Origin of the sequence: Terrimicrobium sacchariphilum, from assembly GCF_001613545.1 — a bacterium.
In the GTDB taxonomy this organism is placed as follows: Bacteria; Verrucomicrobiota; Verrucomicrobiia; order Chthoniobacterales; family Terrimicrobiaceae; genus Terrimicrobium; species Terrimicrobium sacchariphilum.
On record NZ_BDCO01000002.1, the window covers coordinates 3,242,432 to 3,254,859 of the forward strand.

Consider the following 12,428-nt stretch of genomic DNA (forward strand, 5'->3'; position numbering starts at 1 on the left):
TTGTCCAGCACGGCAACCCTGACCCCGCTATAATGCTAAGAAAAAGTCCACCATTTACGTGAGCCCGCGTATCCGCTAAAGGCGGAGCCATGCACTACGGGCGTTGGGTACTCGGCCTTCTCACGGCGGTTCTGTTCACGGGCTGCATCACTCCGCCCACCCCGCCGCGCATCAAGCGCAACAACCTGGGAGCCAAGCCCGAGACCGGTCCTTTTTGGTGGGGCATCTCGTCGAGCGCCTTCCAGACCGAGGACCGCGGCGAGAAGCCCGGTTCGCCGAATTACTTCAAGACCGACTGGGATCTCTTCGCCGAGGCCGGGCGCGTCCCGCCCAAGGGCGACGACGCCACGTTCAGCTGGAGCCAGTTTGACAAGGACCTCGAGGCGCTCAAGAAGATCGGCGTGAATCACTACCGCTTCGGCGTCGAGTGGGCCCGCATCGAGCCGCACCCAGGCCAGTACAATGAAGCCGCCCTCCGACGCTACGTCGACTTTGCCCGGAGGCTCAAGGCCGCTGGCATCGAACCAGTCGTCACCCTCTGGCACTTCACGTTCCCCGACTGGATGGTCGTGAAGGGCAAGCCCGGCCGTTCCCGCTGGCTCAGCCCGTACTACCGCGAACGCTGGCCGCTCTTTGTCGACAAGGTCACCCGCGCCATGTCGCCCTACGTGCGCACCTACGTGCCGCAGAATGAACCCAACGGCGACCTAGCCCTCGGCTATATCAGCTCCGTCTGGCCGCCGGGTATGTTCCTCGACTTCAACATGCACGCCCGCGCCCTCACCCAAAGCACCTGGGGATTCCGCGAGGCGGCGAAAATCATCAAGCAGAACCGCAAGGATGCCCTCGTCATGGCCGTCGTCGCCCTGCCCTACTGGATTCGCACCTTCTGGGACCCCACCAGCGCATATTACAACTTTATGCAGCGCATCAACTTCGCGCACCTCGACCGCACCTACGACGTGTGTGACCTCATCGGCTTCAACTACTACTATACCGAGTATGCCGACTTCACCGCCCTCCTCGCCCTCAAGGCCCGGCGCGGCCGCAACTACAGCCTCCTCGGCTGGGTCATCCAGCCCCACTCGCTCTACAAGCAGATCAACATCGTCGCCAAGCGCTACGGCAAACCCATAGTCATCACTGAGAACGGTATTGCCACCTCCCGCGACATCAAGCGCGTGCGTTATCTCTTCAACCACATGCTGGAGGTGAAGGAAGCCATGGCCGACGGAGCGGACGTGCGCGGGTATTTCGTCTGGACGCTCGTCGACAACTACGAGTGGCACCATGGCTACAAGGCCCCCTTCGGCATGTCGCGCATGGACCCGGTGACGAAGCGCCGCCTCCTCCGTCCCTCCGCGCTCTTCTACAAGGGCATCATATCCACTTCCGAGGAATCCAGCCTCCTCGACGAGGTCTCCAGCCAGCCCGAGCTGCCGCAAGGCTTCATCGAGCGGTAGGACTGTTGGCAGAGACGAGGCACTTCCTTAACTAAGCAATCCGGCGTGGCGGGACGCCAGATTGACACGCCCCGCCCCTCTGCTCAGGATAGGGGTGACAAAGCTTAGCGCTTCATCGTCATGCGTCCGCTCCTCACCTCTCTCCTGATCGCAACCTCCTGCGCCCTCGCGGATACATCGTTTCCCATGGAACCGACCTCGCCGGTCGGGCCCAACGAAGTCCGCGTCCAGCGCATGGATGTGGGAAAATCCTCTGCGACATTGATTATCATGATGTCGCTCCGAGAAACGACCGTGGCTTTCCACGACGATAAAGCACCCTACATGCGGACCCTTTCCGTGACACTCACGGACAACGACAAAGAAAAGATCGAGCAATCCATCGTGATCCTGGGCGACACACCCGTACTCAGCTTGGTCACAACAGCTCCCCACAACGCACAAGATTATCGGATAACAGCCTACGAGCCGAATGGCACGTTGCGAGGGAGCGCCCTGAGGAAATTCCGTTCCGGAAAAATGGAGGAAACCCTCTTCAACGCAGACGGAAAACCTGCCCCTCCAGACCAGCGCTCGCGGATTCTGGATATGACGCCGCCCGAGCCAGTCGACCTCGCAAAGATGCCGCTGCAAAAGCAGCCCATCCACGGCGACGTTACAAAATCGGACATCTTGCAAAACCCGAATGAAATTCGCGTCGAGTATTTCGAACTCGGAAACGGAATCGGGCAGGCGATCTACACCCCGAATCTCTGTGAGGACCGCTACTTTGAAAACGACGGCAAAACCCTTCGTGCCCGAACCGTTACCGCTACTCTCCTAGACAACGACACGGAGCGAGTTTTCCAGTCTTACTTCATCCGCAAAAACATCGTCGCTTTCACGCAAACCACTCGCCTCAATAAAAAGACGAACGAACTCACGGACACCTACTACACGCCCAAGGGCAACCTCCTCTACTCCCAACGCATCATTCCAGGGAAGATCCGCAAGATAACAGATAGCGCAGGTAATACAATCACCCTGCAGCAAGCCGACCAACTCCTCCATACCCCCAACCCCGACCAGATCGACATCGACAAGGTGCCCTTGCAGGATATGACCAAGCCCGGCAAGGCCCCGGCCTCAACCCCCACCCCTCAGGCCGAATAAATTCCGGGGCGGAAACTTCGCCGATCCACGGCCCGAGTCCTGTTCCCCGCCGGCGCTCGCTTCCTCCGCACGCAAACCAGCCCCCCCTCGCGCACACGCCCGTCCGACAATCCTCATTCAGCGCATCACTTGCGGAAATTCAGTCTCATTATCATTAGGCTGACCCGGATCATCTTTAGCCATCATTCCTCCCGGCTAGACACAGTCGCCGCCAGATGCCCCGAGCATTCTTGACGTCTCACTAAGCATAAGCTATATGCTAACGGGCAAGAACCTTTCCGGTTCCTCCCCAAATGAAAATCCCCCCTGCGAAGTCCCTCCTGTTCGGCGCGCTTCTGCTTCTTTCGGGCTCTGCCCACTCTCTGGCGTGCACATGGTTTGAATTCACCAACGACCTCGGCCACCCCTTCGTCGGGCGGACGATGGAATGGCCAGGAGACCTGCACGGAGAGATCACCCTCGTGCCGCGCAACTACGACCTGGGCTACACCAAAACCCAGTATGGCTTTGTCGGCATGAGCCACGGCGGCCTGTTCAGCGATGGACTCAACGAGCATGGACTCGCCGTCAGCGCGCTCTGGCTGTCAGCCAGCGCCTATCCCGCCAAGGGCAAGACGACAACCCCCATCTCCGAACTGCTGGGTCACCTCCTCGGTAATACCCGCACGGTCGATGAGGCCAGGGCGTTCATCCAGAAGACAACCTTCCACACCTCCGACACCGCGGTGACTCCCGGCCTCCCGCTGGCGCTGCACTTTGCCATCTCAGACCCGAGCGGACGCTCGATCGTCGTGGAGTTTCTCAAGGGCAAGACGAAGATCTACGAAAACAAGGTCGGCGTCATGACCAACGATCCTCCGTACGAGCAGCAACTTGCCATCTGGTCAAAATATCGCGGCAAGACATTCAACGAGGATACATTTGAGGCATTTGACTATTCCCCGGAGGGTCGCTTCTGCCGCATGGCCGCCATCAACGCCACCCAGGCCAAGGTGCCCAGCGATCTCGCAGCGGTAAACCGCGCGTGGTCGATGATCAATACCGTCGATATCCCGCAGGGCATCCTCTATTGGAAATGGGTGAGCGAACACCCGCAGTTCACCTCGTACGCCATCGTCGCCGACCTGAAGAACCGCATCTATTACTTCCGCACCTACGACAACTACGACATCCGCAAGGTCGACCTGAGCAAGATCAACTTCGCCCGCGCCAAATACCGCTCCGCCCCGCTCTTCGGCCACGCGAACTACAAGGAGTTCAAGTTCTAGAGTGATCTCAAGATGGAGTCGCCGAACGGCGGCTCCATATCTTTTTAATTTGCTCCAGGCACCGATGCGCTAGATGTCCGGGCACCTGCTGCCGATTCTCAGGAATTCGTCGAGCCGGGACACAAAAAAAGGGCGGGAATCTACCCGCCCTCTTTTCCGAGAGATACTGACGCTCCTGGTCAGACTTCCGACGACGCGGCTTTCGGAAAACTGCCGAGGACCTTCACGGCGCGGCAGCGCTTGGAGAGCTCGCGGAAAAGGTCGACCATTTGCAGGTCTCGGGTGTGCCCCGCAGCCTCGACGAAGAAAAACACGTCGTTGCTGCCCTTGGCCGCGTGGCGGCTCGCGAAGTGGCTCAGGTTGATGTTCAGCGTCTTGAAAGGCTCCAATGCGGAAACGAGCGCGCCCGGCTTGTCCTCGATGCGCAGGAGCAGCATCGTACAATCGTTGCCGGAGGGAGGGTTCGTGTTCTTGCCGATGACGAAGAAACGCGCTGCCGCCACGTTGCTGTCAGAGTTCTCCGTCTGCAGGGCGATCTGCGCGCAGACCACAAGGTCGGACTCCGCCAGCTGGTCGAGAGTGGAATTGGCTACTCCGTGATCGGGATCGTCGATCGGCACCACGCCGCAATCCGCCTCATCCTTGCGCACCTCGCGGAAGACATCCGCCACATCGCTGAGGAAGAGATACCGTACGCTGGAGCCAAATTTGCTCTTCGCCGCCTGGTGCGAGTTGCTTCCCGCCGGGCCGAGACACGCGATGGCGACGTCCTTTTCCAGCGCGAGCGAGGCCGACATGATCTCGCAGTAAATGGCGCGGATCGCCTCGGGCCTCAGCGGCCCCTGGCTCTTCTGGACGAGACTGCGCAGCACCTTGTCCTCGCGCTCGGGCGAGTATATGGGCAGGCCTTCACGGTTCTTGATCGTACCGATTTCCTTGGCCACCTCGGCGCGCTCGTTGAGGAGGCGCACGAGTTCCGTGTCGATGGCGTCGATCTTGTCACGCAGGCTGGCGAGGTCGTTCATCACTTTTGAGATTCAGAGTCGGTATCGTTGAAAGATTCGGTTTCGTCAACGGAGGCCTCGCTGGGGGCTTCCGCTTCCGCGACCTCGACGACAGGCTGGTCGCTCTCCACAGCATCGGTGGGAGCGGGCTCGGATGCAACCTCTCCCGCGTCGGAAATTTCCGCCTCCGGCTCCGAGGGATCGACGGGCTCGGGCGATGCCTCCGGCGTTTCGCCAGCGGGCACCGTGGCAGCCGCCTCGGTTTCCACCATGGCCGGTGCCTCCTGGGCAACCTCGCTGGCAGCCACCGCCGCAACGGCCGGAGCCTCGGGCGCAGGGGTTTCCGTTGCCGCAGGGGTCTCGGCCGGCTTCGCGCCGGGAGCCTCGGGAATCGGCGCGGTCGGGAGCGCGATTTTGCGCAACTCACCCGCGTTGGGCAGGTCGTCGAGATTCTTCAGGCCAAAATGCTCCATGAACCCGGATGTCGTCTCGTACAGGAGCGGACGACCGGGAATCTCCGCGCGGCCGGCGATCTTCACCAGTCCACGGTCGAGGAGGGTCTGCATCACGCCGTCGACAGCCACGCCGCGCACGGCCTCGATGTCGGCGCGGGTGATCGGCTGGCGGTAGGCGATGATGGCGAGCGTCTCGAGCGCCGGGGCGCTCAGGCGCGCCGGACGGTTCTCCGGGAAGAGCTGGCGGAGCCACGGAGCGTACTCCGGCTTCGTCACGAGCTGCCATCCGGCCGCGCTCTCACGCACCTCGTAGGCGTTTTGCGGATCGGCGCACCGGTTTTCCAGCACCTCGATGGCTTCGCGCAGCTGGTCTTCCTTCACTTTTGCGAAGGCCTTCACCGAAAGGTTTTCCTCCTCGGCCTCGGCTGCGCCTTTCAAAATATTGCGGAGTTCCTTCGGGGACACCGGCTTCTGCGAGGCGAAAAGGATCGCCTGCACGACTTGCGCCAGTTCCCACTTCGGTCCCAGCGGAGCATCCGTCTCAGCGACTTCGCCTTCCACGGCCTCGCCCTCGGCGACAGTCTCACCCTCGGTTGGCTCGGCTTCGGTTTCGGCAGCGTTTTCTTCCGCCGGAGCGGCTTCCGCTGCCTCACCTTCGGCAGACTCTTCCCCCTCGGCCACAGGAGCTTCCTCGCCGGGCGGGTTTTCGGATTCGTCAATCTGCTCGGCCTCGGCCGGAGCCACGCCATCTTCGGCGGCCACGACAGCCTCATCGGCCGCCCCGTCCACCGGGGTATCACTCAAGGGCTGCGGCTCGGCAGGGGCCTCGGCGGTGGTCTCGGGCGCAACGACTGCTTCCTCCGGGGCCGGTTTGGCCTCGGTTTTCTTCTTTCGTTTGGCTTTGCTCATGCGACGGCTTCTTCAGGCTCCGGGGCAGGAGTATTCACGGGCACGATCCAGATCTCGGCAAGCGCATTTTCCTGCCGCACCTTGAGCTGCTTCATGCGGATCAGCTCGAGCATGGCGAGGAACGTCACGACGATCTCGCCGCGCGTCGCGGCCTCGGCGAAGCACTCCTCGAAGCGCATCGGCACTCCCGCCGACATCACCTTGAGCAGGTACTCCATCTTGTCGGAGACCGTGAAGTTCTCCGCAAAGATCTCGCGCAGGTCCTCCTGCTTGTTCTGCTTCTCCAGCCGCTTGAGGATCTTCTGGAAGGCATTGATCAGGTCAAAAATGCCCACCTCGTCGACCATCAGCGACTCCGCCGGCGCCAGCTCCGGCGTGGCCGGGAAGCGCGGGAACATCTGCTCCTGCATCGCCTCCAGCCCGCGCAGACGCGACGCGGCTTCCTTGAATTTCTTGTACTCGATGAGCTGGCGGATCAGCTCCCACCTCGGATCATCCTCCTCGGCGTCCTCCTCCGCCATCTGCTGGTCTTTCGGCAGCAGCGTGCGACTCTTGATGTACAGCAGATTTGCCGCCATCACGATAAACTCGCCCGCCAGCTCGATATTCAGAACCTGAAAGGCGTCCATGTACTCGAGGTACTGCTTCGTGATGCGCTCGATGGATATGTCGTAGATGTCCACCTCATCGCGCTTGATGAGATAGAGCAACAAATCCAGCGGGCCCTCGAAGACCTCGAGTTTGACCTTGTAATCTACCACCCTCTTTGGATGCCCTGGTCTGGCTGCCGGTTAGCGACGGGTGTACCCGCGCTTCTTGCTTTCGGTGGCGAGCTGCGTGCGATGCTTCTTCGCATCGCGAGTGCGCGTCTTGCGCTTGCGCAGCTGCTGCGCCAGCTTGTCGGTCACAAGGTCGATTGCCGAGTAAAGATCGTCCGATGCCTGCTCTGCATGCACGTCCGGGCCGGGCAGGCCGACGTGGACCTTGACGATGAATTTCTTCGTCTTGGTTTCGTCATGGAGCAGGACCACGTGCGCACCCAGGATGTTGTCAGCCAGCGTCTCAAGATGGTTCATCTTGTCGGCGACATGGCCATGGATGGCTGCGGTCAGGGTCAGGTGTCTCGGGCTCAGGTGGATTTGCATACAACTACAGTAACAATTTCAGGGGAACTCGCTAGGGAAGAAATCTACCCGTTGGTTTATCGGGCGCGCGGAACTATGGCGAGGTAATTTCGCACCGGACCGAAGGACGGAATCTGTACGACAGGCGCCCCATTTTCCAGCGCAATCAGCGACGTGGACGAGCCTCCGTCTAGGTTCAGCGCCCTCTGGATTTTCCAGTCTCCTGCGAGGTGCGGCACGGTCAAAAGCGCACCCGTCTGCGCTAGCGTCAGCGGGGAAAAAATCACCAGTGCCCACTCGCCTTTTCCATTCGTCGCCACGGCGGTGCGACGGGCGAGTTTTTCCGCATTCAGGGTGGCACCCGCCACGCCATTCTCCACCAGCCACGGCCCGGCCTGCACGGCCTCGCGCAGCCCGTCGGTCTTGCCCAGGGCGAAGGAGCGTACCAACTCCATCGACCCATGGCCGCGCGCGGCGAAGACACCGCTCAGGAGCTTTGCCGTTTCAAAAGCGTGGATCGTTTTGCCCTCGCTCACGACGAGGCCGAGCGGACGGTAATCCTCGTGGAAATAACTCGCGTTCACCCCCGCGATGGCACCCGCTCCGCGCAGCAGGTCGAGGAATCCCGTGCGGGCGTCGGGCGGATTATCCAGTACGCGCAGGGTGGCATTGGCCGAGGAAAACGACACGCCGGTGATGATGGCGCGCATCGAGCCGTCGCGGGCCTCGACCTCCCACGCCACCGCGCCCGCCGCCAGCCGTCCCAGCTCACGGCGCTCACCCAGCATCCATTCGCCGCGGCTCGACGCCACGACACCCAGGCAGACAATGGTACGGATCAGCCAGCGCAACATGCCCGCCATCAAATCCCGGCCCGCCAGCCTGTCGAGGATAAACGCTTTTCACCGCCGCCGTCCCGGCTATCGTTTCCCCTCAGATGGCCGAGGCTGAACTGACCGAAGTATTCGACGCCGCGTTCCTGCGCCGCCTCGAGAACCTGCACCTGCAAGTCCGCAAGGTGCTCTCCGGCAGCCTCCGCGCCGAGCGCCGCTCGCGCAAGACCGGCTCCAGCCTGGAATTCGCCGACTACCGCAACTACGCCCCCGGCGACGACCTCCGCCGCGTGGACTGGAGCATCTACGCCCGCATCGACCGCCTCATGACGAAGCTCTATGAGGAGGAGGAGGACCTCGAGGTCGCCATCCTCCTCGACGCCAGCACCTCCATGCGCTGGCAGGCGGATTCGCAAAAGTGGACCCTCGCCCGCGAGCTGGCCGCCTCGCTCGCCTATCTCGGCCTCACCGGGCTGGATCGCGTGGGCCTCTGGGTCTTCGACTCCTCCCTCCGCGCCGAGAGCGGCATCTTTCGCGGACGCTCCGATTTTCACAGCGTCATCCGGTTCCTGCGAAACTACCGGCCCGACTCACGCACCGCCACCGACCTCGGCGAAAGCCTCACGCGCTTTGCCCGCATGAAGCGCCGCCCCGGCCTCGCCATCGTGCTCACCGATTGCCTCGACCCCGCCGGGTACGAGCGCGGCTTCTCGGCCATCCTTGGCCGCCACTTTGCCCTCCACGTCATCCAGCTCATGGACCCCGCCGAGACCACCCTGGGCGAAACGGGAGACCTGAAGCTCCGCGACAGCGAGACCGGCGAGGAGATCGCCGTCACCGCCAGCCCCGCCCTCCTGCGCGCCTACGCCGCCGAAGTCGAGCGCTTCCGCGACGGGGTGAAAACCTGGTGCCAGCGCGCGGGCGCGGGCTATTCCTTCATCGACACCCGCCAGACCTTTGAGGATGTCGTGCTGCGGCTCTTCCGCCGCGACGGCTTGCTGCGATGAATTTCCTCTTCCCCGCCGCCTTTTTCCTCGCCGTCCTCATCCCGGCCATCATCGCGCTGTATCTCCAGCGCCCGCGCCAGCGGCTCCGCGAGGTGCCCTCCCTCATGCTCTGGCAGCGCGTGCTGGAGCGCGAACCCCGCCGCCGCTTCCTCGGTCGCCTCCGCCGCTGGCTCTCGCTCCTCCTCCAGCTCCTGATTTTCCTGCTCCTCCTCCTCGCCCTCGCCCGGCCCGATTTCTTCCACCCGCGCGGCCAGCGCTCCACTGTCATCGTCCTCGACCTCCGCGCGCGCATGCAGGCGGGAAATGCCTTCTTCGACGCCATTGCCGCCGCCCGCCAGGCCTCCGCCGGGGCCGGACCGGATGAACAGATCGCCATCCTCGGCGCAGCCGGGACGCCGCGCATCATCTCGCCGTTTTCCTGCGATCCCATCCAGCTCCGCCAGAGCCTCGCCAGCCTCACACCCTCCGATGGCGGCGGTTCACTCGACGAAACCCTCGGTCTCGCCCGCGACCTCCTGGCCGGACGCCCCGGCGCGACCCGCCTCCTCGTCATCACCGACCGCCCGTTGCCGGAAAACTCGACAACGCCCGCAGGCTCCTCCGCCAACGCCCACGCGACTCAAGTCATCCTCACCGGCTCGCCGCTCGACAACGCCGCCATCCTCGAGCTCGCCCAGGCCCCGCTCCCCGCCAGCCCGCAGTCCGCCGAGGTTTTCGTCAAGGTCGCCAACTTCGCCGCCGCCCCCCGCGACATCGAGTGGGAACTCCGCCTCGACGGCCGCACCATCGACCTCCAGTCGCAAAAACTCGCCCCCGGCGAACAGCGCGACTTTTCCTCCATCGTTCCCGCCGAATCGCTCCAGAGCCTCACCGGATTCCTCGAGGCCCGCCTCACCTCCGGCGACAAATTCCCCGTCGACGACACCGCCCGCACATGGCTCCCCGTGCAGCGCCGCACGCCCGTCCTCCTCATCTCCGCAGGTAATCCCTACCTCGAGGGCGCTCTGAAGGCCGATCCGTCGATCGCACTGGAAATCCTCACCCCCGACGCGTGGCGCGCCTCGCTTGCCGCCAGCTTCCGCGTCGTGGTCTTCGACGACTGGCTCCCCGCCGACCTCACCCTGGCAAACCTCCCCGCCTCCGGCGTCCTCTTCTTTGGCAAGGTGCCCGGCGAAACCGGCCAGCCGCTCCCCATCGCCGATCTCACCGCCGATCCGCGCAGCCCGTTGCTGTGGAATGTCGACTTCACCACCACGCGCTTCGCCAACGCCACACCGCTCCCGCCCGCCCCCGCCGGATGGCGCGCAACCCCCGCCGTCACCTCCGCCTCCGGCCCGCTCGTCCTCGCGCTGGAATCCCCCGAGGGCCGCCGCGTCGTCGCCACCGCCTTCCCTGTCGCCGGGTCCAATTTCCCGCTGAAAGCCGCCTTCCCGCTCTTCATCAGCAACACCGTCCACTGGCTCGCCGCCGGACCCGCCGCACTGCCCAATCTCCGCGCCGGACAGGTCTACATCCCCGCCGAAGGCGAATCCGTCGCCACCACCCCCGGCGAAAAACACGACGCCTGGAGCACCACGCCCACGCTCCTCGACCGCGTCGGCTTCTACGAACGCACCGACGCCCACTCGTCCTCCTGGCTGTCAGTCAATACCGCCGACGCCGCCGAATCCGACCTCCGCACCGCCACCGGCTCCGGCGGCCTCCTCCTCTCCGCCGCCCGCTTCGCCGGTTTCCAGCTCTGGCAATGGCTCGCCCTCGCCGCCGCCACCCTCATCCTCCTCGAATGGTGGCTCCACCACCGGCGGATGACGGAATAGGCCAAAGTCGGATTTCGGAACGGGGAAGTCGGAAACCAAACCCCTGGCCCTTATAAACGCGCCAAATCCAAAGAACTGCCATGCGAACTCCTTTTTCTATAAAAAGGAGTATACCAGCCGCCACTACTCGCCCCACACCATCAACAGAACCAGAATGGTGCCAAAAATCAAAGAAAGCCCGATCACTCCAACAGCACTAACCCTCACCGCATAGCCAGCTCTCGCCTGATGTAAACGATGTATATAATCAGCATCGCGGGTCCTACAAATCGAACTAAAAACTAAGCTCCCCTTAGCGAGCACGAAAGCAAATGTCGCCGCGCCAAAAACAATACCGATTGAGCGTATTGATAAATCGGCATACACTGAAGCAGCAACCCACCCACACACCCCGGCGCAAAAACACCCAAAACCAATTCCAAACAACACTATATTACAGACATATAGAATCTTGTGCCACCAACTTAGGAACACCCACTCAATCCTCCATCCGGACACAGATTCCTTTTTGCACTTAGAACAAAAAAGCAACGGCGAACCAACAACAACCCCGAATGGAGGCGTAAAGCTATTAAGGACCTTTCCACAGCCCGGACACTTTTCTGAACCGACAGATAAAAGAAAAATCATAAATTCTTCCCCTCAAACCCAAAGCATTCTCAACACCGAACCTCAATTACAAAAAAGCAATTCCTTCAAGATGAGAACATTCAACAAAAACGCCTTCACCTCGAGTGAGACACACGTCAACACGACAAGCGAATTTATCTCAGCAATATCTCCGACACACCCAATTCCTCGCAAACCAAAAAGAGGCAATCGAGATTCCAGTTTAACACATCTTCATTGGTCAACCCATCTGAGGAGAGATCATATCCGACACGCGTGGAGAATTCCGAAAAGCTCATGCCCGATTCATTTAGCTGAGTCAGAATAAGGCCGGGCAGGTCATTCAGAAGAACCTTCCTTCCATCCGCGTTCTCCGAATCATGAAAGCGAGCAATCGCCTCCTCCTTTAGCACCTTGGAAAGCAGGATGATTTTGTCCAAGCTTACGGCCTGCCGGAAATCGGCAGCGAACGTCTCAAGATCAAAATACGCCGCCGAAGATATTCCAACCATTCGAGCAACGTCCTGAGCCGAAAGCTCCAGCGCCTCCCTCCGCGCCTTCAGAATGCCCGGCATATTTTCGACATCGAACATGCTGCCAAGATAGGACAGCCATCCTCCCCGCGGTCAACCCTCCACCACAACAAAGGGACAAGACTCAAGGCACCGCGACAGCCCCGCCATCCCGCCATAAAAACCAGTCTCCCCGACGAACCCAACTTCCCACTTCCGCGATCCCACTTCCGACTTCGTCGGATTTTTCACGCCTTCGCCCCGCAAATCCGCTA

12 protein-coding genes are annotated in these 12,428 nt (G+C 61.8%); 5 read left to right on the forward strand and 7 right to left on the reverse strand.

Annotated elements, in window-relative coordinates; genetic code table 11:
• The first annotated feature begins 89 nt into the window (after positions 1-89).
• The 3 genes from TSACC_RS15195 (at position 90) to TSACC_RS15205 (ending at position 3,883) form a co-directional block, all read left to right on the forward strand.
• On the forward strand, positions 90-1,463 hold the full coding sequence (locus tag TSACC_RS15195; protein ID WP_075080085.1) for a family 1 glycosylhydrolase: 1,374 nt from the start codon (positions 90-92) through the stop codon (positions 1,461-1,463).
• A gap of 120 nt (positions 1,464-1,583) precedes the next feature.
• Positions 1,584-2,615, forward strand: coding sequence for a hypothetical protein (locus tag TSACC_RS15200; protein ID WP_075080086.1), 1,032 nt, complete (start codon positions 1,584-1,586; stop codon positions 2,613-2,615).
• A gap of 293 nt (positions 2,616-2,908) precedes the next feature.
• A complete protein-coding gene (locus TSACC_RS15205; RefSeq protein WP_075080087.1) occupies positions 2,909-3,883 on the forward strand; it encodes a linear amide C-N hydrolase in 975 nt (324 codons plus the stop codon).
• Positions 3,884-4,062: 179 nt separating this feature from the next.
• Here the strand turns inward: TSACC_RS15205 and pheA are convergent, their stop codons facing one another.
• The 5 genes from pheA to TSACC_RS15230 are packed head-to-tail and all read right to left on the reverse strand — an operon-like array spanning position 4,063 to position 8,229.
• Complete coding sequence (gene pheA / locus TSACC_RS15210; protein ID WP_075080088.1) at positions 4,063-4,908, reverse strand: chorismate mutase; 846 nt, start codon at positions 4,906-4,908, stop codon at positions 4,063-4,065.
• A complete protein-coding gene (gene scpB, locus TSACC_RS15215; protein WP_075080089.1) occupies positions 4,908-6,251 on the reverse strand; it encodes an SMC-Scp complex subunit ScpB in 1,344 nt (447 codons plus the stop codon). The genes pheA and scpB overlap by 1 nt, the downstream gene beginning before the upstream one ends.
• On the reverse strand, positions 6,248-7,012 hold the full coding sequence (locus TSACC_RS15220; RefSeq protein ID WP_075080090.1) for a segregation and condensation protein A: 765 nt from the start codon (positions 7,010-7,012) through the stop codon (positions 6,248-6,250). The genes scpB and TSACC_RS15220 overlap by 4 nt, the downstream gene beginning before the upstream one ends.
• 30 nt (positions 7,013-7,042) lie before the next feature.
• Complete coding sequence (hpf, locus tag TSACC_RS15225) at positions 7,043-7,396, reverse strand: ribosome hibernation-promoting factor, HPF/YfiA family (RefSeq protein WP_075080091.1); 354 nt, start codon at positions 7,394-7,396, stop codon at positions 7,043-7,045.
• Between the two features lie 56 nt (positions 7,397-7,452).
• Positions 7,453-8,229 carry a phosphodiester glycosidase family protein gene (locus TSACC_RS15230; protein ID WP_169809665.1) on the reverse strand — a complete coding sequence of 259 codons (777 nt, stop codon included), beginning with the start codon at positions 8,227-8,229 and terminating at the stop codon, positions 7,453-7,455.
• A gap of 83 nt (positions 8,230-8,312) precedes the next feature.
• On the opposite strand from TSACC_RS15230, the gene TSACC_RS15235 reads away from it, so the two are divergent.
• Entirely contained in the window at positions 8,313-9,215 is a 903-nt protein-coding gene (locus tag TSACC_RS15235; RefSeq protein ID WP_075080093.1) for a DUF58 domain-containing protein, read from the forward strand.
• On the forward strand, positions 9,212-11,032 hold the full coding sequence (locus TSACC_RS15240; protein WP_075080094.1) for a vWA domain-containing protein: 1,821 nt from the start codon (positions 9,212-9,214) through the stop codon (positions 11,030-11,032). The genes TSACC_RS15235 and TSACC_RS15240 overlap by 4 nt, the downstream gene beginning before the upstream one ends.
• Before the next feature lie 123 nt (positions 11,033-11,155).
• Here TSACC_RS15240 and TSACC_RS21910 read toward each other — a convergent pair whose 3' ends face one another.
• A complete protein-coding gene (locus TSACC_RS21910) occupies positions 11,156-11,662 on the reverse strand; it encodes a hypothetical protein (protein WP_153811464.1) in 507 nt (168 codons plus the stop codon).
• Positions 11,663-11,796: 134 nt separating this feature from the next.
• The gene (locus TSACC_RS15245) at positions 11,797-12,234 is read right to left on the reverse strand and encodes a helix-turn-helix domain-containing protein (RefSeq protein ID WP_075080095.1); all 438 of its coding nucleotides are present in this window, start codon (positions 12,232-12,234) and stop codon (positions 11,797-11,799) included.
• Between the last annotated feature and the right edge of the window lie 194 nt (positions 12,235-12,428).

Coding starts and splice junctions, on each gene's coding strand:
- TSACC_RS15195 (WP_075080085.1), top strand. CDS start 90: ATGCACTACGGGCGTTGGGTACTCGGCCTTCTCACGGCGGTTCTGTTC.
- TSACC_RS15200 (WP_075080086.1), top strand. CDS start 1,584: ATGCGTCCGCTCCTCACCTCTCTCCTGATCGCAACCTCCTGCGCCCTC.
- TSACC_RS15205 (WP_075080087.1), top strand. CDS start 2,909: ATGAAAATCCCCCCTGCGAAGTCCCTCCTGTTCGGCGCGCTTCTGCTT.
- pheA (WP_075080088.1), bottom strand. CDS start 4,908: ATGAACGACCTCGCCAGCCTGCGTGACAAGATCGACGCCATCGACACG.
- scpB (WP_075080089.1), bottom strand. CDS start 6,251: ATGAGCAAAGCCAAACGAAAGAAGAAAACCGAGGCCAAACCGGCCCCG.
- hpf (WP_075080091.1), bottom strand. CDS start 7,396: ATGCAAATCCACCTGAGCCCGAGACACCTGACCCTGACCGCAGCCATC.
- TSACC_RS15230 (WP_169809665.1), bottom strand. CDS start 8,229: ATGTTGCGCTGGCTGATCCGTACCATTGTCTGCCTGGGTGTCGTGGCG.
- TSACC_RS15235 (WP_075080093.1), top strand. CDS start 8,313: ATGGCCGAGGCTGAACTGACCGAAGTATTCGACGCCGCGTTCCTGCGC.
- TSACC_RS15240 (WP_075080094.1), top strand. CDS start 9,212: ATGAATTTCCTCTTCCCCGCCGCCTTTTTCCTCGCCGTCCTCATCCCG.
- TSACC_RS21910 (WP_153811464.1), bottom strand. CDS start 11,662: ATGATTTTTCTTTTATCTGTCGGTTCAGAAAAGTGTCCGGGCTGTGGA.
- TSACC_RS15245 (WP_075080095.1), bottom strand. CDS start 12,234: ATGTTCGATGTCGAAAATATGCCGGGCATTCTGAAGGCGCGGAGGGAG.